Origin of the sequence: Micromonospora sp. NPDC048930 (assembly GCF_043197935.1) — a bacterium.
In the GTDB taxonomy this organism is placed as follows: Bacteria; Actinomycetota; Actinomycetes; order Mycobacteriales; family Micromonosporaceae; genus Micromonospora.
In genome coordinates this window covers 307,189-328,135 of sequence record NZ_JBICUB010000008.1, presented here as the reverse complement: position 1 = coordinate 328,135, position 20,947 = coordinate 307,189, and the positions used below count along the sequence as shown (strand labels likewise).

Here is a 20,947-nt window from a genome sequence, read left to right as displayed (position 1 = left end):
CATGGCCATGACACTTGCGGAGCTCCGTGCCCGGGACCACCGGCTGGAACGCAGGCTGTCCTGGCGCGAGGCGCCAGCCGCCGACATCGCTGTGATGATCCGTTCAGGGCTTGTGGCCGCTGACTACGCAACGCTGGCCTTGCCGGGCACACCGCTCGAGCAGTGGGATCCGCGCTCATGGTCCGATTTCGGCCTGCTCCACGAGGGCATGACCGTGCGGCCGACGGCGTGGAAGCCCGGGTGGCTCGATCATTACGACACCACATCGCCGGACGACGCCCCGAGCCGCCGCCTGCCACGACGTTCGGACGAAGGCGTCCGAGCGGACTCGTTCTACCAGCAGACAATGAATCGCGCCGTGGCCAAGAGCCAGAGCCAGCGCGACGCACTGCGGGCAGCCGCCCTTGCCGGCGCCGGCGACACAGTCATCGCTGTACTGCCCACGGGATCGGGCAAGAGCGATGTGGTTCTCACGCGAGCGCTCCGTAGCCGGCCCCGCCAGTCGATCATCGTGGTCCCGACCGTCTCTCTTGCGATGGATCTTGAAAGGCGAGTACAAGGACTAGTCGGCGACGACCGCGACCGGTTTGCTTACATAGGCGCCGCCGCCGCATCAGACAAGGAACGGATCTGCAGCCGCCTCGCCGAAGGTTCGCAATGGCTGACGGTCGCCGCACCGGAGGCAGCCTGTACCGCGCTCGCCATACCCCTGATGCAGGCCGCCGAGCGGGGAACACTTGACCTCATTGTCGTCGACGAGGCCCATATAGTGGCGGAGTGGGGCGATGCGTTCCGGCCGGCGTTCCAGGCGTTCGCCGGCCTTCGGGAACGCCTGCTCGACATCGCTCCGCAGGGCCGCCAAGCAGCCACTGTCCTGCTCACCGGAACGTTGGATACCTACGGCCTGGCGACGCTCGCCCGACTGTTTCCCGGTCACAACCGTCTGCTCGTGTCCGGTCAGATGACCCGGCCAGAGCCGGCGTGGTGGTCAGCGCCCTGCACGGATGAAGCTGACAAGCGTGACAAGTTGATCGAGGCGCTACGGCATCTTCCTCGTCCTGCTCTCGTCTATACGACGCTGCACCTCTCGGACCGTTCCACCAACACCAGGACGGCGCGTTCCTGGCTGGCTGACGCAGGATTTGGGGCCGTGACGGAAATCGCCGGCAACCCGAAGCCAAGCGATAGACAGGCGGCCGTCCGCGGCCTGCGTTTGGAGGGCGTTCCGGCCCAGGATTTGGACATCGTGGTGGCAACCTCCGCCTTCGGTCTCGGAATTGACATCCCGGACGTGCGTGCCGTTGTGCACCTTTGTGTACCTGAGTCCGTTGACCGGCTCTACCAAGAGGTTGGGCGCTGCGGCCGCGACGGTCAAGCGGCAGCGTCCCTGGTCCTTTGGACGCAGGCAGACATGGATGTGGCCAGCGACATGGCACGGGAGCGCCTGATTGGTCCCGATCTGGCGTGGCAGCGCTGGCAGAGCATGCGCAACGGTCGATGGGAGGGTGATGAGCTTACCGTTGACCTACGTGCCGACCACGCTAAGGTCACCTATCCGGCAAGCGACGCCAACATTTATTGGAACGTGCAGACCCTGTCCGCGATGAGTCGGGCCGGAATGATCAAGCGTCGATGGCCGGTGCCGCAGAACGTCCCCCCGGATGCCTCAGATGATGAGGTGGAGACGCTCTTCGATGCTCAGCGGACCGCTGCCACCATCGAACTCGTACACAGCGACCTCGACGACGCGACGGCATTCGCACAACGATTCACCAAGAGTCAGCGGTCCACCCTGATGGCCAGCTATGCCGCGCTGACCGCCGCGACAACCCTTGTGCTCGGCCTCGACGAATGCACCAACCAGTACCTGGCACGCCGGTACCGGCTAGAAGACGAGGATGGGAACCAGTTTCCGGTCACTGCGGCATGCGGTGGCTGCCCGTATTGCCGACGTACTGGGCGGCTGCCACGCCTAACCCGGGCCAGAGAAACCTTACTTGCCGGCAATGTATACATGCAGGCCGCCGACGACCTGCGGTGCCTGTCGGACAACGGCAGGATGAGCGTGCGCTTGGAGTCTCCCGACGACGCCGCCGTAAGAGCCTTGAGCGATCGTCTTCTCCGCAGGGGCGTCACCGTCTTCGTCGCCAACCCGGAGGCCGTCACCTTACGCCCCCGCACCAATCAGCCGTGGTGGGTGGAGGACTTGCACACCTGGGCGAAGCAGGTCGACACGCCATGGCGGGTTCCCACACTCCTCATTGTCGATACGTCGGTCGATGACGCGGTTCTGGTCCGAGCTCTCGCTCTGCTCGCCCGCCAGCCCCTCAGCATCGTGCTGGCGCCCGCGACGCGTCGTGACCCAACTGATGCGCGACGGTTTCTGCACGAGGCATGGGCGCCCAGCTACGCGATCGAGGATCTGTTGAGGAGGATCTGACGTGCCGTTGCTCAACCCCCCGGATGTCCTGCCCGAGGCGATGCGGTACCTGCTTCGCGCGGTCATGGCCCACCGTGGTGCCCGGTGCGCCAAGGACGAGTTAATCCAACTGGTAGCGCCGAGCGGCCTCCCGGAAGTAATGAAGCCGCTCGACACTGACAAGGAGACCGACCACGACATTGACGGCGCCGCAGCGAGCGGCCGGCTGATCGCGGAAAAGTCGCTGAGCGCATTGGCAACGTTGAAGCTCGTGGAACTGGACCGCATGGAGGTCACGGCAGCCGAGCCGGCTCGGCGGCGCTGGCGCACCTCACTCGAGGTCACTGCAATCTCGTTCAGTCGGCTTCTGCGGTCGCAGATTTGGAGCATCGCGGCCACGACCGCCGAAGCCGGCGCGGATCCCCGGGTCTGGGATCTCGTCAATGCGGTGGCGGTCCTGTTCGCTGTGCCGGAGCCGCTAAAGCCGTTCGACTTCGAGCTCGGCGCGGGCCGGAGGTTCGACGAGGCCCAGAAGCGCTGGTTTGGACAGAACAAGCGCGACTGGCCAGTAACCAACGTTGAACAGTATCGCTCCTTTTGTCGATGGACTCCCTACCTCGGATTGGCGGCACCAATCTCCGGCAGATCCTTGGTGGCCGACGCCAGTGCCGCGCTTTTGCAGGAGTTGGCCGATCTGCCACCCGGACGCATGCGGGCGGCCGAGTTCATTGCGCACTGTGGTGAACGACTACCGGTCAGCGACGGTGGGCTCCACACGCTGTGGAAGCCTGACGACGTCCAACACCTTTCCCCGGGACTGTCGATGTCGCTACACCAACTCAAAGCGGGGGGACACCTCACCTTGCCACCGGCCGAAAGTGACACGGACACTCTGGTGGTCACCCTCGGTGTCCCCGGCGACGCCGTCCGGGTCTCGCACCTGGACTGGCATCCTCAGATCCCGGCGAAGGAGCTTTCGTGACGCCGACATCGATTCCGCCGTGCTGGTCGCGGGCCGAAATTCAGATCGCCGCTCAGGTCGACGCCGGTGGGTTGGACTTCGGTGACCCGGTAGCCGATGCGGTGTTCAGCGCCGTGCACCAGTCCGTGCCACTGGCTCGACGGACTAAGGCAGGCGTCAGTCAGCCCGTTACCGAAGACGATGTAATGAGCGATCTGTGTCAGCCGCTCAACTCAAACGAACCTCACATCCGGTTCATCACGGGCCGGGTCGGCACAGGTAAGAGTCACCTCGTCCGCTGGCTGCGCGTTCACGCCCCGCGTCGCGATGACTGGCACGTCGTCTACATCGAGAAGCGCAACACGTCCCTGCGCCGTATCATTGAATGCATCCTCGACGGCATCGACACCCCTGCCGCAGACAATCTCCGGGCCAGCCTTGCCCGGGCGGCATCGCGTGTAACCACGGTGCAGGAGGCGATGCTGGCGCTACTCAACCATATGCATCGGATGGTGCAGTTCGATGACGCCCCCGTCATCCAAAACTTGTCAGGTGCGGATCTGCAGATCATCCGTGAGCGCCTCGCTCGGCTGATCGGCGACTACTCGTTCAAGCAGCAACTGTCGCGGCCCGGCGGCCCAATCGAGCGGATCGCGAAGCTGGCGAAGGACGGCCACGATCCCGATGCGGACGTCGACGCAGAGGACCTTCACATCAGTGAAGCTGACCTGCGTATCAACCTTGACGAGTTCGCTGACTTTAGTGAGGATTTTCAGCGCAAGGTCCGTGATTTCGCAAACAACCGGAGTTTCCGAGCCGCCGCGGCATCCGTTCTCGACTACTACCTTCCGCGCACGATCGCGGAGGTCTTCACCGGCAGCGCGACAGACCTCCTGCATGTTTTTGAGGACGTACGAGCCGAACTGGCTCGGCGCGACCATGAGTTGTTCCTATTCATTGAAGACCTGGTGTTGTTGCACGGCATCGATGCGCAGTTGGCTCAGGCACTGACGGTGCCTGCCCGCGCGGACCTCTGTCGGATCCGCGCCGCGATTGCAGTCACCTCAGGCTATCTCGACGACCGGTATGCCACTTTTGCGGACCGTGGTGTCCACTACACCATGGATGTGGATCTCGCCGAGGTGCAGAGCGCGGACCTGCGGTCGTTGGTCGGCAAGTACCTCAATGCCGGCCGCGTTGGCCGCCATGCCCTCGCTGCAGCCGACCGATCGGGTGACGACGTTCCCAACGGCTGTGAGGAGTGCACCTACCGCGATCGGTGCCATCCGACCTTCGGAGTGACCCGCGAGGGCCACGGGCTGTTCCCGTTCAACGGCGCGGCCATCGACCGGTTGATCAAGCTCGCCAGCCCCAAAGGCGGCTTTGATCCTCGCAACATTCTCCGCCAGGTGATCCGGGAACCGCTCGAGGTTGCCGAGGCCGAACTGTCCAAGCCGGGCCAGTTTCCCTCAGCGCGCTTCGCATCGGGCCTTGAGCCCACCAGGCTCTTGGTGCCTGTCGAGATGCGCGACGCGATTACTCGGCAGTCGAGCACCCCGCAGGCGGAGATCAGCTTGCGGGCGTTCTACGCGATCAATCCGCCCGCCGCCGACGATCAGGTACGCGATATCGCTGACATTCTTGGTGTCCGCCTGACCGAACTCGGCGACGACAGCGCACCGTCGGCCACACCTGTCGAGGCGATTGCGCCGGTGCCGCCGGCAATTCATGAACTCGACCGGTGGGTTGCTGGCGTGCGGTTGGGGGCGACCACATCGAAGAATATTCGCCGGTGGATTCTCGACGTCCTCGCTGCCCGCCTGCAGAACGGCCCTCATGGAGTAAATGTCAAACGGTCTGGCGCCAGCGTCCTGGTCGGGCCGGTGGCCATCAGAACCAGCCACGTGTGGCTAGACAATTCGGCCGGCGGCGGTAGCACCCCCCCTGAGAGCCTCACCATCAAGTTCTTCCCCAATGATCAGGATGCGGTGCTTTTGAAGGGCGTCCTCGCCGCCACAGAGAGTCTGGCGGGACCGAACGGCGGCCGCTGGTTCTTCGAACTGCAGGCCCGACTGGCTGCATTGGAAGCGGAGATTGTCGAGCGGGTGCGGCGCGAGACGACGTTCGGGGTCGGCCCGGCTCTCGCAGTCCTGGGGGTGCTCAGTCGTGTCGACGGCCGCCGGGTCTCATCGCCTGCTCAAGCCCTCGGCGTAATGATCAGGCCGCAACGTCCAGACTCCATCAATCCCGGCATGGTGAAGTTTCTGGCCGAGGTGGCGCGGTACCGCACCTCAGCTCTGATGATCCTGCGAGACAACCTCACCCAACGCAAAAGCGACGGCGCTCCCTCGATCTTCGACGCAGGCGCCGTTTTGAAAGATCTCGTACGGTGCGCCCAGTTGACCGAACTGCCCCCCGAACTGCAGACCCAGTCGGATGCGCGTATCAACGTACGTGGATTTCACGACGCGCAGAGCAGCGCGGCGGATTCCTTGTGGAGACCGGTGCGGGACCGCCTGCGGGAGATCGGGCAGCACGTCGCGGAGGGTGAGGACCTCCCCGAAGCGCTGACGGCCATGGACAGGGTCGTGTATCAGGCACACCGGGAGTCCGTGCTGGCCGATGCTGGCACCAAGGCCACCTATGACCGACTACGAAACAAGGTGACCGGCGAGCAGCTAGACCTGCTGCGGCGGCTCAACAAACTCGTGCCGTCCTCGGCGGACTCGGGGGCGATCTGGCACCTGACAGTCGATCCCCTTCCTGCTCTCGCCGACCTGCTCAACTATTGGCGGATGTGTGATCACATTCTGCACTCGTTGCGCGATACGACGAGTGCCCCTAGTGGTGCCTCGGACAGGTACGATCGGGCCCGGCTGCAGCGTGCGCTGCGGGAACTCGCGGACACTCTTGAGGAGCTGAGCAAGCAGTGACGGAGTTGCCCCGTGCAGATGCAAGATCGGGACCTGGCTCGTTGGCCGATCGGGCCAACCAGACACTCCTGGCCCTTGCCGACCGCGCTGATCGCAAGAAGACCGAGGCAGAATTGACCGCGATCACTGTGGCCTGCAACCGTGCAGAGACCTTGGTCGCCAGCCTCAAGGCCTGCCTGCGGATTGGTGAACAAATCTCGTCGCTCGATGTGGAGTACGTCCGGCCCGCGCTATCACCAGCAGCCGCCAAGGCGATTCCGAACCTGCGCAGGGCCGCGACGGAAGCCACCAATCCTGATCGAGAGCTCGCCGAACGTCTACGAGGCGGCGCGGTCCAGGAAGCACTGAAGGCAGCGGAGACCACCGCCGCACACTTGGAACGGGCGCTGACCCGCGCGGCGGCGGAGGAACAGCGCCGCCTTGCACCCGCCGACCTCGGCCGACCCATCCCTGCTATGCCAGGTCACGAGTCGCTGCAGTACCGCATCAGCAGGATCAAGTTGTCGTTGTCGCGTCCGTACAACGGGACCGCGCAAGAAGCTCCCGCGGCCATCGAGCAGTGGAGGCGGGACTCAGCGGCGTGGGAGGAGGTTCGAGCAGAGATCGATCGGCGCTTGGCCGAGCTTCCATCGGAGATCAAGGCGTTCGTCGAGGCCGCCGCCGGTGACAATGGTGCACCCTGGTCGCTGGTCACCCCAGCCGTTCGCCTGTGGCTGGACAGGGATGGCAACGGTGAGGGATACGGGGTCCGTAAATGGTGAGCGATCTTTCCGCTGCCGTTCTGCGTGTGCTCGACGTTGTCGAGGACGTGGAGGCCCGTTACCTGGTCTGGGGGCTGACTGAGGAGAGTTGGACCGAGGACCGGCTCCTTGAGGTAATTAGCGCGGCGGCGCCGTCGCACGATCCCCGGGAACTCCTCGAGCAACTCCTCCAGCACAACTTGGTCTTCGAACTTGAGCGACGATGGCCGACGGAGTACCGGACCCGTATGGCCGAGACCATCCGGCTCATGGCGCATCTTCGCCAGCAGTTCCCCAACCGGCCCTGGCAGGCTGCCCCGCCTCTGGTCGCCGACTTCCGCTTCCGTCATGAACCCCGCTGGTTTCCCGAACGAGATCTCACTCCGGACACCGTCGCGACACAACTGGCAGCTCGTCAACTGTCCGGCCCGCAGGTTGAAGCGGTGCGCCAGATCCTCGACGGACGCAAGTTGTCGGCCTTTCAGTTGGACTCCACGATCGAGGTGTTTACCGCGATGGCCGGTCGCGATCGCGGTGTCGTCGTCAGCGCGGGTACTGGCAGCGGCAAAACGCTCGCGTTCTACCTGCCGGCGCTGACTTACCTCGCCACCCGGCCCGAGTCCCCCCGCGGCGTCGGTGTCGTAGCGATATATCCACGCAACGAACTGCTCAAGGACCAACTCGCCTCGGCTCTTGACGAGACGCGGCGGCTGCGCAAGGGAGGTGGTCGGCAGATTCGCCTTGGCGCATACTTTGGCAACACCCCGAAAGCGGCCGAAGCGGCCAGGGCCCCAAACCGGGCGTGGCGCAGAGCCGCCACGGGCTGGGTGTGCCCGTATCTCACGTGCCCCGCCTCCGGCTATGACGGCCGGTGCGGAGGCGAGCTCGTCTGGCGCTTCACCGACTATGCCGCTTCCGCGCAGCGGCAGCGTGAGCGGCTCACCTGCGTACGTTGCGGCGAGCAGGTCAGCGACGACGAGGTCGCACTGACCCGTCGGTCCATGCACTCCCGCCCACCCGACCTCCTATTCACGACCACAGAGATGCTCAACCGATCTCTGAGCGACGGGTGGAGCATGCACGTGTTCGGCGTAGGGCCGAAGGCAGCGAGCCGACCCGGGCTGGTGCTGCTCGACGAGGTGCACACCTACGAGGGCAGTAATGGTGCCCAGGTCGCTTACCTGCTGCGACGGTGGCGACGTTTGCTGGGCCGGCCCACCACCTGGGTGGGGCTGAGCGCGACTTTGGCGAACTCGGGCCGCTTCTTCGAAACCCTCTGCGGGCTCGCCGATGGCACGGTGACCACCGTCGAGCCCCGGCAGGAGGACATGAGGGCGCGCGGGCGGGAGTACCAGGTGGTGCTGCGTGGCGACCCCGGCCAGCAAACCGCCCTATTGTCGAGCACGATCCAGTCGCTCATGCTGCTGCGACGTGTCCTCGACCACCAGCCCACCTCGCTGGGCGCGTATGGAAACCGTGTTTTTGCTTTTTGCGACAACCTCGATCTGGTCAACCGGCTATATCGGCAAATGCTGTCCGCTGAGGGCTTCACCGAGACGGGTCGGCGTTTGCGCAACGGGGTCGCTCTCGCGAGTTTGCGCATGAGCCGCGCTGCCGGGCGGTCCGGCCCGGTGACCGATTGGGCTCGGCGAGATGCAGACGGCCAGCAGTGGTGGATGCCCGAACGGCTCGGGTTCGACGACCAGGGGCTGACCATCGGTCGGACGTCGTCGCAGGACACCGGCGTCAAGGTAGGAGCCGACGTCGTAGTGACCACGTCCTCCCTAGAGGTGGGGTTTGACGACCCATCCGTGGGTGCGGTCCTGCAGCACAAAGCCCCTCGCGACGTGGCGTCGTTCCTGCAGCGCCGAGGACGAGCCGGGCGGACGCGGACACAGCGCCCGTGGACCGTCGTGGTGTTGTCAGACTACGGACGTGACCGCACCGCATACCAGGACTACGAAACGCTGCTCGCCCCGGCCCTCCCTGAGAAACGCCTACCGCTAGGCAACCAGTCAGTGCGCAAGATGCAGGCGGCGATGTGCCTCATCGACTGGGCGGCGCACCGATTGGACGTGACGGCTCGCACGGGTGGCCAACGCATGCGCAGCGTGTTCGTCCAGCCTGATTCCACCCATGCGCACCTGCGCGAAGAGGTGGCAGAATTGCTCACTCGAGTGATGAACGGGGGCACCGAGCGCCAGGAACTGATGACCTTCATCGGTTCGTCGCTACGGCTGACGCCGGAGGAAGTCGAGGCGGTGTGCTGGGAACAGCCCCGCTCGCTGCTTCTGGACGCGGTGCCCACGGCTCGGCGGCGGCTGGTAAGCCGGTGGGCAGCTTACGACAACGGCAGAGCAATACCCGAGCGGGAGGAGTGGGTCAACGACTCGCCCCTGCCGGAATTCATTCCCAAAGCACTGTTTAGCGACTTGTGCCTGCCCGAGGTCGCCATCGAACCGCCACCCAGCTACGACGAGGCGGCCCGTGAATCGATCGCAGTGCACATGGCGCTCAACGAGTTGGCACCAGGCAAGGTGACCATGCGCTGGGCGGTGGAGCGCGGACGGGGCCTGTGGATCGAACCCGCGCCTGACGGGCAGGCCGTCGCACTCGAACTGGGCCTTGCACGAAGCGGAGACGTCATCGGAGAGGTGCCCGACAATCAGGGATCACTTCCTCTGGTTCGTCCGCTCGTCACCGCACCACAGGTGCCCGATCCGGATGTGCGGCCCTCGTCTAACGGTCGCCTGCACTGGCAGGTGCGCCGACAGGCGCCTGCCGACGCGATTAAGGTGCTCCGACCACGGAGCGGCCCGCTGGTCAGCACCGTGTTGTCTGTGGAGGCATACCTGCACGTCGGCTGCGGTGCGTTGCACACCTGGCGGTATGCCACGGAAACGTCGGCCGCGGTGCTGCGCCGTGTCGGCGGACGCCAGCAGATCGCCAATAGCTTCAGCTGGCACGGGCATCCGGCAGCGGTGGGCTACGAGGCCAGCGTCGATGCGCAGGTCGTCACTGTCGCGGTACCGCAGACGCTGGCAGCGTTTGACCTTCATCGCTCACCACGCCGGCTTCGGCAGCTGCGGCGAGACATCTTCGTCGACCGGCTTCGCATCGGGCTGCGCGCGCTGCGTATCGATCCGTTCCTCTCCCACAACATTGCGGAAGCCCTTGTCGCGGCGGCCGCGGCGACGGTGCGGGATAACACCGACCCAGCGCACCTGTCCGGCCTGCCCGCGGCGCGCTGGCGGGAACTCGTCTCCGATGTGCTCAGCCAAGGGCTGGTCGGACTCGAGGACGAGGACGAAGACGAAGACGAAGACAACGGCTTGAGTCCACGGCAGCAGCAGTTGCTCGATGCGCTTCATGACCCTGCGGTGACGGATGCGATCGCCGACAGCATCGGCCTCCTCACCGCGGAACCGGACGACACGTGGCTTTCCTGGTTGCGCGCCCGCTATGTGCACACGGTGGCTGCCGCGTGGCAAGCCGCAGCCCAGCAACTGTGCCCCGATTTCGACGCGGACCTCGACAGTGTTGTCGACGTCGACCCGGTCACCGACGGCCCGACAGTGGCATTCGTCCTCAGCGACGCCACGATCGGCGGTGGGGGCATGGTGGAGGCCTTGACCTCCCGCATTAGTGACGATCCGCGACAGTTCGATTACCTCGTGGTTGCTGCGCTGCAGCCGTCCGACTTAGAGGAGGTCGACCGGTCGCTCCGCCACACCTTGAACTTGCTTGACACAGAGCCCGAGATCGCTGAGGCCGCACGCCGGTTCCGCAGTGCCACCACAGACCGGCTCGGCTGCTGGCAGAGCCTGCTTGCTCTGCTCACCAACTATGGGGTCAGCCCGGCTCACGCCACCGTCACCACACTGGCCAGCCGCGTCTTTCGGGCCAACTCAGGACCGTACTCCGACCTGCTGCTGCGGGAATGCCTCACCCGCTGGGAAGACGTCGAGGTGCGTGCCGGGTTTGCCATCGATCACCGCAGCATCTGCATGGCTCTTGCCGCCGATCCGATGATCCGCGCTGAGCTGGTCAAGGCGGTTCCGGAAGGAGCTATCCAGAACCAGGCCTGGATGCAGTCCGTGCTTCAGGGACTGCTATGGCCCAGCGCCGAGGCGCGTCGGGCACAGTCCCTCGTAGCATCGAATCGCTTCGTCAGCGACGCCCCGATGACCGAACGAACATTGGTGCTGGATACCTTGCCTGAGTCTTACGACGACGTCGATGTGGACCAACTCGATTGGACCGACCAGCTCACCAAAACCATCGCTATGGCGGGGCGTTGCCGACTGGTGTCGGGAAGCAATGACCGAATCCGACTCAAGCGGGCGCTGCAACACATCGTCACCCAGCCGATCGAGTTGGGTTGGCTACATGTCCACCCCCACGTCGATGCGACCTCGCGCCGTGACGGATTGTTGGCGGTGGACGTGTCTCTGGAGGAGTCGCCGCAGTGACCACTCGCCACATTCACCGGCTCGCCGCCCGCCCGCACCGTCTCATCGCAGAGGCTCTCCAGAGTCTGATCGTCAGCGAACTGCTGGCACCGGGGCGCCGCCTGTTGGTCGCCTCGCCCTGGATCAGCGACGTGCCACTGCTCGACAATCGCGGCGGGCGCTTCAGCGCCCTCGATGCAACCTGGGGAGCACAGGTTATCCGCCTGTCGGCGATCCTGCGCGCCCTGCTCGCCCAGCAGACCAGTGTCTACCTGCACTGCGGGTCGGGCGAGCCGCAAACCCGCTTCGTAGAGCGGCTCCACGACGTCGCTCGACGCGATGGAACAGAGGCGTTGTTCCATCCGCGGCAATCAACACACGAGCCCGGGACCGCCCTGGACCACGAAAAAGCGATCGGTGGTGATGACTGGATCGTCCACGGATCGATGAACTTGACCTACCGAGGCGTCGAGATCAACGGGGAGTTGGTGACCGTTTCCACCGACCCGGGCCACGTCGCGACGGTTACCACCGAACTGATGAGTTTGTTCGCATGAGTGAGCGGGCCACCGGAGCCCCAGTGATACGGCGCTGGGAATCATTTCAAGGCACGTTCTTCGCCCTGCCCAACGAACTGCGTGTCGGTGCTGTGCGGCAACTCGATGAACTCGTCACCATCGCGCAGCAACTCGTCGCACAGGACCCTCCGAAGCCAGTGGTGCTGCCCGCACGCATCGACGGCAGTACCCACTACTTCGCCATGGCGTTCAGCGCGGAGCAGTCCCGCACGCTGCGGGAGTTGCTACAGTCGCACATCGGCAAAACCTGGACCGACTTCGAGGGCCAAAGCCTGGCTGCCAGGCCGACCGGTGACCTGTTGGAACGGGCGGCGATCGCGCTTGCCGGTGACAGCCGGTACGTCTACCGCTTTCGGGTTGCCGACACGCCCCCGGCCGCCCGCATCGAGGTACGCGAATCGGTCCAGGCCCTACTGACCTCGATTGCCGGAGCGCCGCGGCGACACGCCCGTCTCTCACTACCCATCGGACGGCTCATCGGGGAGCTCGCCGATGCCTGCGCCGCAGGGGCAGAGCAGGAGTCCGCGGCGGCCTATGCGGTACTCGCCTCCGATCACCGTCTGTCGCGGGCGAACCGAATGTTCCTCCAGATCCAGGTGCTCGCCGCGTTCGAACGCTGGGACGAACTCGATGAGCATCCGGAACTGGACACGCTCCTGAAGCTGCCCCGGCCAAGCTTGGCCTCTGACGCTCTGGCGCGCCTGGCCATGTCCAAGCTCCCCGATCCCCCCGATCTGGCGGCATTCGGAGCGGTCGCGACCCGCTTCAACGCCCTGATCGACTCCGTGTCGACGATCCGGTCCGCGGCCGGCGCCCGGTACTACACGCTATGGGCGCTGACCGCGGGCGAGTCACCCGAGATGGTGCGAGAGCGACTCACACGCGCCGGCTGGACGAGTGACCCGGGCATCGTCGCCGTGCTAGACGCCCAGCCCACCGCTAGCCGAACGGACGACGCGGAGAAGGCCGCGTCCTCCGTCACGCAGCTTCGCCACCGTGCCCACGAATCCATTGAGGCCGGGCGCTTCGATGCTGCGGTCGATTTGCTATCGCGCATCCCCACGGACGTCGTCGACCTGCCCGCGGTGGTCGAGGCGGTTTCGCACACCCTCACGGCTGCGGCACTGGCCCTGCTGGCGCGTCACCGCGCCGCACATGGCGACGAGGCCATCCGCCGTGCCTTCGGCCCGGCACCACGCGTCGACAGGCAGATCGAACCGATGACGCTGCCGGACAGGATCGTCGACCTGTTCTCCGCCTCAGCGACGCCACAACGACTGTCTGAACTCGCCGAATCCATCGCACAGACAGGCGTCTCAGAACTGCGGGCCCCCGGTGGAACGGACGCCGCCGGTCTGGCGATCCAAAAGATCACGGCAGGCGACGGGCCGGGACGCCTGTCACCCGGGCTCGACGTGTGCATCGATCTGGTGCGCGATCTGAAGAGCAGTAACGCGACGGTCGACGACGTTCGCTCGCTCAGCTACCGCGTGCTGGAGCTGTGGGCATACCACGACGACAGTGGTGATCGCCACCGCATGTCTCGCATCGTGCAGCTCGTTGATGGCCTCGTCGCAATCGGTCTCAGCGTGCAGGCATTCGATGAGGTGGTGGAACTGCTCCGCGCCGGATGGGATCCCTTCCTCACCGACGCCGACGTGCCGCTCGGTCTGGACTTGCTCGAGCACCTCCTGGCACATCGAGCCGGCACCACTGACAGCCTCGACAAGTTCGCCGTGCCGATGCTGTCGCGAATTGGCCTACACAACGCCGGGCGGATCCCGTCGGCGGCGCTGGCCGTCGCCGTTGACCTCGCCCCGTCATTCGGGCTCACCGTCACCGTCCCGCCAGCGGAGCGAATCGTCGGCGAGCAGCCAGGGACGATTCGTCCCGGCACTCGCATCGCCCTCTACTCACTACAGGAACAGGCATTGGAGCGCGCCGCCCGGATCCTGCGCTCGCGCCATCCAGGCCTTGAGGTGCTGGTCTGCGCTGATCATGTCGCGACAGACTCGCTGCGCGCTGCGGCCCGGGCGGTGGACCTGTTCGTGGTGATGGACCGAGCCGCAGCCCATGCCGCCACCACCGCTCTCAAAGCGGAACGGCCGGCCCGGCCGATCCGCTACGCCGCCGGGAAGGGGTCGACCTCGTTGATCGAGGCCGCAGAGGAGTGGCTTTCTAACGATGCGACGACTGTGGGCGATCTCAGGCCGGACGACGTTCACTGACCGGACCGGCGGCCCGGCAGAACCGGGCCGCCGGGACCTATCCGAGGTTACGGCTGGGGACCACGCTGTGCCGGCGTCACCGCTTGCATGGCACGCCGGTACCTCGTCTGCAAGTAATCGGACAGGCGCTGAATGTCACGTGGGGTGTTCTGCACGTCGTTCCAGGCGCGTTCACCATCCTCGAAAGGCCACACGCCATGGGTCCAGTAGCAGTCATCGGCAATCGACTTCAAGTCCGCGGCGAACTCCGCAGCGGACACAATCTCGTCAGGGGCAGCCCGCTTGTGTGAGATCGCGTCCATCAGGTACCCCATCGCGATGATGCCGGCGCCGTGCATGAGCCGAGATCGCCGTGGTGGCTTGTTCCAGGCGTCGGAGAACACCTCAGCGACAGCGGACCAGAAGTTGTTCAGAATCCCCAGCATGTACCCGAAATTGGGGCCTCCCCGGTCACCCCGGTAGGGGTAGAGCGCGCCGTCGCTGAGGCTGTTCTCCAGCATGCGCAGCATGGAGTTGTCTTTGATGAGGCCCTTGGGATTGGTCGGCGTCTGGATCATGCCGCGCAGCGGGCCCTGGTGGGCGAAGTTCAGTCGCTCGACAAGGGTGGCGGGCAGTTGACGCACCATCAGCGGGACCGGCAACGCCCCAGCCGCACCGGGAAGGAGTTCGTGGATCAGACCCTTGGGCAGTGCTTTGGTGGAGTTGACCAGGATGAACTGCGACCGCTGGTCGGCGTGCGTCTCGGCGATGAACGCGGTGACGCAAACGGGAAAATGATCCAGCTTGGCGTCCCGGATGGCCGCGCTGCGTTGCTGGCCATCGACGATGAATCCGGGCTTGTCCGGGTCGCCGCTGTCCATCATGGGGATGATCAGGGTCCCGGATCGCACGAAGGCTGGTACATCCTCGGTGTCTCTGTCGGCCTCGAAGCGGACCCTGTCATCGAAGGCGACCACGATAGCATTGGGCAGCATCGGGCTCGGGTCGGTGTCGAGGTAGCGACGAATCGCCGCAACGTGGGCGAGGCTCTCCGGCCGCTGGTAGCCATGCAATTGGGTGTCGCTGCCGCGACGGATACGCGCCACGGTGGCGATGTCGCTCATGTGCTTGCCGTCGATGGCGAAGGTGTAGATGCGACGGCTCGGCCCCTGCGTGATCTCCAAGGCGGGAAGGCGCAGTGGTTGGCGGCCGGTCCTTTCTGATGGGTCGACATGTGCCCGCGTCACGATGGGTCCTCTCCAAGTTGGGCCTGTAGGCGCTGCCGAAAGACGTACAGGTTATGAAAACCACGTCTCTTGTTACGTTCTGTCCCGCGAAAGATCGCGATATCGATGCCGAGAGCGCGGCACAGAGCGCAGTCGCAGTCTCGCCAGGGCCGGTCGTTGAGGGTGCGCCGGTAGGCCTCTCCACGGTCCTTGGTGTCCCACAGCAGGCTGTAGGACTGCAATGCCTGCCAAGTTTCCTCGAGAGTGGCGTGACCGCTGTCATATTCGCGCAGCAACTGTAGCGCCTGACGTTCACGGGTGAGCGCGAGTCGTTGATCAACCTCTCCGGCCGCGATGCGCTTGCGCAGTTTGAGGTTGCCTTCGACCTGCGGTACGCGCAGCGCAACGTACGCACCACCAAAGGTGTAGTAGTTGTTGCGTTCATCCTTGAACGCCTGGCGGAACGGGGAGGTGCTGTCGAAGCTTCTCACCCCGAGTTGAGCGAAGGTGGGGATGTCCTCATGACGGCTAACACCGAGCAGGTGCAGTTCTGTGGCGGGTTCACGGACGTCTTCGATAGCCTTCAGGCATCCGATGATCTCGCGGGTCTTGTACGGGACCATACCGCCGAGCGCAATTCGGTCGTATCCGATTCGCTGCAACTGGGCAACCGAGTCGGCATAGGACTCCGGACTCCATCCCTGGGCAACCCCTAGCGGGGTGAAGCCGACGCGATGGCCCTTACAGGCGTTCCAGAACTCGCTGGCCAACGTCAACGTGAGGTCTTGGCGTTCCTGCCATCTCCTGAGTTGGTCGTCGTCCTGGTGGACCGGAGTCGCCAGCGGGTTTGGGCTGAAAATGACGTGGTCGACCGAGATTCCGTAGTCGAACTCGCAGTCGTGATAAAAGCCGACAACCTCGTCTACGGTGTAGGGAGGTTTATCCTCGTTGATGTAGGAAAAAGCACCGCAGTCTCCCATGATCTTCAAGGATCCGCGAGAGCGATCGAGACGGAAAAAGCGCCGTGCGTGTTCCCGATACAGCCGCAATCGTTGCGCCGCAGTGTATTTGCCCGCACTGCCGTCGGAGTAACCGTCTACGATGGCCTTGGACACCAGGAGGCCGTCGAACGGCGGTGGGTCGAACACCTCGTGGGCGTAGAGGTCGTCGCGCTGCCGAACTCGGTAGGGGTCGCGTTCCTCGGTGATGAAGTCGAAACCCGGATCGACCTGGTCTTGGCTGTCGGGGAAGAAAAACCTCATCGGATGCTCGTCCTTGCGTTCAGATAGATGCGGATGAGGTAGTTCGACAGCTTTTGAATGTGACTGTGGGTGTTTTCCACAGCGTTCCAGCGCAGTCCGCTCTCCTCCCACGTCCCGGATGTCCACCGACAGTAGGGCGCTACCAGGTCAAGGTGCTTGCGGATCGCGGCAGGAGCATCGACGTGGTGGACGTCGATGGATCCCAGCACGCGATCCATGAGCCTGCCCATGGCCCGGATCCCGGCGCCGTGCATTAGCCGGCTCTCCTCCGCCGGCTTGCCCCATGCATCTGGGAATGCGTTGCGTACTGCACTCCAGTACACGCACAAGGCGTGGTGGATACCGTCGATGTCGGTTTCACCCGTGGTCAGGTTGCGGTACGGGTACAGGCACCCGCTCGGTTGGGTGTAGCTCTCTTGCAGCATCCGGATGATGCTGTTGTCGGCGATTACGGCGCGCGCGGCTTGGGCCTTGTTGGTCGAGGCGCGCCTAATCAACTGATGGAACGGCGAGTCCGTGTCGTTGTTGAGGCGTTCACACAAATACGAGGGGGCTCTTCGGACGCTCAGGTGTGTCGGCAGAGGGCTGTCGACCTCGGGCAGCAGTTCGGTGACAAGGCTGCGTGGCAGGGGCTTTGTGTTATTGACGCGAAGGAACTGGTCGCGCTGAAGGCTCACCCCGTCCGCCACGAACGCGGTGATCGGGACCGGAAGATCCATGCGAGCGGCCCGCGACAGCGCTAGAGCCCGTTGCTGGCCGTCGACGATCCATGCGGGTTTACGTTGACCGATGCCCGGCCGAGGCAGTTTAAGGGTGCCACCAGTGGCGAGCCCGTCGCTGACGTTAGGGCCGCGGCTGGGAACGAACCTCACCGTCGAGGACAACGCCATGATGATCGCGTTGGGGAAGATGACCGGATCGCTGTTGAGATAGTCGACGATGTCCTGGACGTGAGTGCGGACTTCGGGGCGCTGGTAGCCGATAAGTGTGCCAGCCTCATCCCGGCTGACCCGTGAGACATCGGCGACTTGCAGGACCTCCGCGGCCGTGAGGGTGAACAGGTACAGAGGGTAGCCGTCGGTCTGCACAAGCTTGAGCGCACGCCGTTCGAGTTCGGCCTGAGAGGTCATGACCGGTGTCCCTGTTGGCAGGCCTGTGCGTGCAGGCGTCCGAATCGGGCCTGCTCGCAGGAGCGACCTGTCTGGCGCAGTTGGCGCAGCAGTTGTGTGGCACTGTTGTGCGGATGGTCGCGGATGTAGGCACGAACGTCGTCGTCGGACATTCGGATTCCGGTCGACCGGGAGGCGGGCGGGTTGACCGGCGTCGCGGCTGCCGCTGCATTCCGCAGTGCGGTCCGGTCGTAGCCGGCGCTGTGCGTGAGGAGGTGTTTTACGACACGGACATTGAGCGCCTGCAGGCTGCCGCCGACAGTGTGACGGAGTGCGGCAGTGACAGGCACCAGCAGTTCTGCCAACTGCGGGTGGGCGTCGGCCGGCCCCACGACCGATATTGCTCCAGGGGCCGCGACGTCGGCGGCCGCGAGCACGTCGTCGCCACACGCGCGCTGGTATGCCTCTGACAGCACCGCAATGATCGTGGCACCCGGGTTGCCCCGAGCTAGCTCCGTGAAGGTTCGGGGTTGGTCGGGCGTTGGGCCGGGCCAGTCGCCGAGGCGACGCCACCAGTCGGTAACCTCGCTCACTGTCGCCCCAACCGTGTCCGGCATGCCGGCGGAAAATGTGGCGCCGTAAGCGTGAATGGCCGCGTCCGCTGGGATCAGGCCATAACCGGCGGAGGCGACCCACAGCATCGCGTTGCTGGCCTGCACATCAGCAATCAGGCGTCGTGCCACCTGCCAGTGCTCGCCGGCGTAGAGGTCGAGGGCGCGATGGCGAGGGTGAGAGTTGTTGTCAAGGCGGGAAGTCCAAGCGGCGAACCGGGCAGCCGGCAGCGCTCGATCAAGGTCGCCGAGGCGCAGTCGTGGCGCGACTGTGTGCCGCTTACGGTTGGCGCAGGTCACCACGATGTGCAACGCGTTGTCTGACGGCGCATTACCCATGGAGGTCTCGCTCGTCTGGGGCGACCCAACTGACGTGCGCGAAGGCCGCATGCAGCACCTCGACGAAGCGGCCCTGCTGGGCGCCCTTGACATTGCTGGCCGCATCTACGGACGTGGTCATTTGGGCCACGGCCTCACGGCCCTGCCCATCGCAGATCAGCACCGGATAGTGCAACCCCTCGACGTCGATCGCGTCGAGGGCGACACCGCGGGCGTCGGGCAGCGCCTGGACGTCGGGCAGGCTCATGATGGGCCCCGGTAGACGCAGCCAGAGGTGCACGTTTCCCGCACGACGACCGCGCTCAGCGGCAGCCTGTCGGTGAGCTTGTCCCACGTCCAGCGGGCGAGGTTCTCGCTGGTGGGGTTTTCCAGCCCGGGTATCTCGTTGAGGTAGTAGTGATCGAGTTGGTCAATCACCGGCCGGACCGCCGCCTTGATGTCACCGAAATCCATGACCCACCCAAGTGCCGCGTCCACCTCGCCCTCGACGTGGACCTCGAGGCGGTAGGAGTGCCCGTGCAGACGGGCGCACTTGTGGCCCGGCGGCACCTGCGGCAGCCGGTGCGCGGCCTCGAAGGTGAACTCCCGAAAGATCTCCACTACGCAATCCCCAGATACTTGTGCGTCTGCAGGCTTAGCTGCCACTGCGGATGCTCGAGGCAGTAGGTCACGGCTGCAGCCGTGTTGGCTTCCCGGTCAGCGCCATCCATGGGCTGCAACAGGAACCGGGTGAAGCTCAGGTGTTCGAACTGCTCGGGCATCGCCCCCGGTTGGGGATACACCAGCTTGAGGTCATCGCCGCTGGTCAGGGTCAAGTCGGTGCCCGCCTTCGGGCTCACGCAGATCCAGTCGAGTCCGGGTGGCGCCGGCCGGGTGCCGTTGGTTTCGACGGCCACCTCGAACCCTTCGGCGTGCAGCGCGTCGACTGCTGCCTTGTCGAGTTGCAGCAGCGGCTCTCCGCCGGTGCATACAACGTAGCGGCGAGCGCGGGGATGGTCCTGTCCATGCCAGGTCTTCGCAATGGCCGCAGCCAGTTCTGCGGCCGTGGCGAAGCGCCCGCCGCCCGGGCCGTCGATGCCGACGAAGTCGGTGTCGCAGAACTGGCAGAGCGCGCGGTGCCGGTCTCGTTCGCGTCCGGTCCACAGGTTGCAGTTGGCGAATCGGCAGAATACCGCTGGGCGGCCAGCGTGGCTGCCTTCGCCTTGTAACGTGTAGAAGATTTCCTTGACCCGGTACGCGGATCTCATGCTGCCCTGCCGACGGCGGGGTCTGACATGCCGAGTTCAGCGAAGCCCCGAATGCGGAGTAGGCAGGAGTCGCAGGTACCACAGGGGCGGCCTTCGACAGGGTCGTAGCAACTGTGGGTGAGCGAGTAGTCGACACCGAGGCTGAGGCCCAGCCTGATGGTGTCTGCCTTCGTTAGGTGGATGAGGGGGGTATGAATCTTCATCCGCTGTGTTCCCTCGACGGCGGCCTTGGTGGCGAGGTTTGCCATACGCTCGTATGCCTCGATGTACTCGGGTCGGCAATCTGGGTAGCCGCTGTAATCGAGGGCGCTTACGCCAATGAAGACATCGGATGCCCCGAGGGTTTCTGCCCAGGCAAGCGCGAACGACAGGAAGATGGTGTTCCGAGCCGGCACGTAGGTGATGGGGATCTCGTTCCCGATCTCTTCGGCGCTCTCGTGGTGGGGCACAGCGAGGTCGTCGTCGGTCAGTGCGGAGCCGCCGAAGATCTTGAGGTCAATGTCCGCAACAACGTGTCGGGTCGCTCCCAGAGCCTTTGCGACCCGTGCGGCGGCTTCGAGTTCTACGGTGTGCCGCTGGCCGTAGCGGAAGCTCAAGGCGTTCGCCTCGAACCCCTCCTTGACGGCCACCGCAAGGGCCGTGGCCGAGTCCAGACCGCCGCTTAGCAGTACTACCGCTCGGGGCTTGGATGCCGACATCTGAGGCTCCTTGCTTCGTCGATGGTCGAGAAACTGCAGTAGCTGCTCCGCCAGTGGTGCGTAGTTACTGCTCGTAGGTTGCGTCACGTTACCCGAATACTGCGCGTCGTCGAAAGGTAGCCAAGGCGTGTCCTTCGACCTTCAATGCCGGATCCGTCGCATCCGC

General features: G+C 64.9%; 15 protein-coding genes. 7 read left to right on the top strand and 8 right to left on the bottom strand.

The features are described from left to right. The first annotated feature begins 1 nt into the window (after nucleotide 1). Genes dpdF through dpdD form a run of 7 tightly spaced genes read left to right on the top strand, consistent with a single transcriptional unit; the run spans nucleotide 2 to nucleotide 14,310 of the window. Nucleotides 2-2,440 (top strand): protein DpdF, encoded by a 2,439-nt coding sequence (gene dpdF, locus ACGFI9_RS23030; RefSeq protein WP_393180749.1) that lies wholly within the window; start codon nucleotides 2-4, stop codon nucleotides 2,438-2,440. A gap of 1 nt (nucleotide 2,441) precedes the next feature. Next, nucleotides 2,442-3,401, top strand: coding sequence for a hypothetical protein (locus tag ACGFI9_RS23025; RefSeq protein ID WP_393180747.1), 960 nt, complete (start codon nucleotides 2,442-2,444; stop codon nucleotides 3,399-3,401). Continuing rightward, nucleotides 3,398-6,313 carry a hypothetical protein gene (locus ACGFI9_RS23020; protein ID WP_393180745.1) on the top strand — a complete coding sequence of 972 codons (2,916 nt, stop codon included), beginning with the start codon at nucleotides 3,398-3,400 and terminating at the stop codon, nucleotides 6,311-6,313. The genes ACGFI9_RS23025 and ACGFI9_RS23020 overlap by 4 nt, the downstream gene beginning before the upstream one ends. Next, the gene (locus tag ACGFI9_RS23015; protein WP_393180743.1) at nucleotides 6,310-7,074 is read left to right on the top strand and encodes a hypothetical protein; all 765 of its coding nucleotides are present in this window, start codon (nucleotides 6,310-6,312) and stop codon (nucleotides 7,072-7,074) included. The genes ACGFI9_RS23020 and ACGFI9_RS23015 overlap by 4 nt, the downstream gene beginning before the upstream one ends. Then, a complete protein-coding gene (dpdJ, locus tag ACGFI9_RS23010) occupies nucleotides 7,068-11,525 on the top strand; it encodes a protein DpdJ (RefSeq protein ID WP_393180741.1) in 4,458 nt (1,485 codons plus the stop codon). The genes ACGFI9_RS23015 and dpdJ overlap by 7 nt, the downstream gene beginning before the upstream one ends. Continuing rightward, nucleotides 11,522-12,061, top strand: coding sequence for a phospholipase D-like domain-containing protein DpdK (gene dpdK / locus ACGFI9_RS23005; protein WP_393180739.1), 540 nt, complete (start codon nucleotides 11,522-11,524; stop codon nucleotides 12,059-12,061). Before dpdJ ends, dpdK begins: the two co-directional genes overlap by 4 nt. Continuing rightward, nucleotides 12,058-14,310, top strand: coding sequence for a protein DpdD (gene dpdD, locus ACGFI9_RS23000; RefSeq protein ID WP_393180737.1), 2,253 nt, complete (start codon nucleotides 12,058-12,060; stop codon nucleotides 14,308-14,310). The genes dpdK and dpdD overlap by 4 nt, the downstream gene beginning before the upstream one ends. A gap of 47 nt (nucleotides 14,311-14,357) precedes the next feature. On the opposite strand, the gene dbpB (ACGFI9_RS22995) is transcribed toward dpdD, so the two are convergent. From dbpB (ACGFI9_RS22995) to queC, 8 genes are read right to left on the bottom strand one after another with little or no spacing between them, the layout of a single operon-like run. Next, a complete protein-coding gene (gene dbpB / locus ACGFI9_RS22995) occupies nucleotides 14,358-15,536 on the bottom strand; it encodes a DGQHR domain-containing protein DpdB (protein WP_393180735.1) in 1,179 nt (392 codons plus the stop codon). Next, nucleotides 15,533-16,777 carry a tRNA-guanine transglycosylase DpdA gene (dpdA, locus tag ACGFI9_RS22990; RefSeq protein ID WP_393180734.1) on the bottom strand — a complete coding sequence of 415 codons (1,245 nt, stop codon included), beginning with the start codon at nucleotides 16,775-16,777 and terminating at the stop codon, nucleotides 15,533-15,535. Before dpdA ends, dbpB (ACGFI9_RS22995) begins: the two co-directional genes overlap by 4 nt. Continuing rightward, entirely contained in the window at nucleotides 16,774-17,907 is a 1,134-nt protein-coding gene (gene dbpB, locus ACGFI9_RS22985) for a DGQHR domain-containing protein DpdB (protein ID WP_393180732.1), read from the bottom strand. Before dbpB (ACGFI9_RS22985) ends, dpdA begins: the two co-directional genes overlap by 4 nt. Continuing rightward, a complete protein-coding gene (locus tag ACGFI9_RS22980; protein ID WP_393180730.1) occupies nucleotides 17,904-18,836 on the bottom strand; it encodes a hypothetical protein in 933 nt (310 codons plus the stop codon). Before ACGFI9_RS22980 ends, dbpB (ACGFI9_RS22985) begins: the two co-directional genes overlap by 4 nt. Continuing rightward, on the bottom strand, nucleotides 18,829-19,083 hold the full coding sequence (locus tag ACGFI9_RS22975; RefSeq protein ID WP_393180728.1) for a GTP cyclohydrolase, FolE2/MptA family: 255 nt from the start codon (nucleotides 19,081-19,083) through the stop codon (nucleotides 18,829-18,831). Before ACGFI9_RS22975 ends, ACGFI9_RS22980 begins: the two co-directional genes overlap by 8 nt. Continuing rightward, nucleotides 19,080-19,436, bottom strand: coding sequence for a 6-carboxytetrahydropterin synthase QueD (gene queD, locus ACGFI9_RS22970; protein ID WP_393180726.1), 357 nt, complete (start codon nucleotides 19,434-19,436; stop codon nucleotides 19,080-19,082). The genes ACGFI9_RS22975 and queD overlap by 4 nt, the downstream gene beginning before the upstream one ends. After that, the gene (queE, locus tag ACGFI9_RS22965; RefSeq protein WP_393180724.1) at nucleotides 19,436-20,083 is read right to left on the bottom strand and encodes a 7-carboxy-7-deazaguanine synthase; all 648 of its coding nucleotides are present in this window, start codon (nucleotides 20,081-20,083) and stop codon (nucleotides 19,436-19,438) included. Before queE ends, queD begins: the two co-directional genes overlap by 1 nt. Continuing rightward, nucleotides 20,080-20,781, bottom strand: coding sequence for a 7-cyano-7-deazaguanine synthase QueC (gene queC, locus ACGFI9_RS22960; protein WP_393180722.1), 702 nt, complete (start codon nucleotides 20,779-20,781; stop codon nucleotides 20,080-20,082). Before queC ends, queE begins: the two co-directional genes overlap by 4 nt. Nucleotides 20,782-20,947: the final 166 nt, after the last annotated feature.

What these genes read in the sequence shown, in the direction of transcription:
- ACGFI9_RS22975 (WP_393180728.1), bottom strand. Translation starts at nt 19,083, where the DNA reads ATGAGCCTGCCCGACGTCCAGGCGCTGCCCGACGCCCGCGGTGTCGCC.
- dpdD (WP_393180737.1), top strand. Translation starts at nt 12,058, where the DNA reads ATGAGTGAGCGGGCCACCGGAGCCCCAGTGATACGGCGCTGGGAATCA.
- dpdA (WP_393180734.1), bottom strand. Translation starts at nt 16,777, where the DNA reads ATGAGGTTTTTCTTCCCCGACAGCCAAGACCAGGTCGATCCGGGTTTC.
- dpdF (WP_393180749.1), top strand. Translation starts at nt 2, where the DNA reads ATGGCCATGACACTTGCGGAGCTCCGTGCCCGGGACCACCGGCTGGAA.
- queC (WP_393180722.1), bottom strand. Translation starts at nt 20,781, where the DNA reads ATGTCGGCATCCAAGCCCCGAGCGGTAGTACTGCTAAGCGGCGGTCTG.
- dbpB (WP_393180732.1), bottom strand. Translation starts at nt 17,907, where the DNA reads ATGACCTCTCAGGCCGAACTCGAACGGCGTGCGCTCAAGCTTGTGCAG.
- ACGFI9_RS22980 (WP_393180730.1), bottom strand. Translation starts at nt 18,836, where the DNA reads ATGGGTAATGCGCCGTCAGACAACGCGTTGCACATCGTGGTGACCTGC.
- queE (WP_393180724.1), bottom strand. Translation starts at nt 20,083, where the DNA reads ATGAGATCCGCGTACCGGGTCAAGGAAATCTTCTACACGTTACAAGGC.
- dpdJ (WP_393180741.1), top strand. Translation starts at nt 7,068, where the DNA reads ATGGTGAGCGATCTTTCCGCTGCCGTTCTGCGTGTGCTCGACGTTGTC.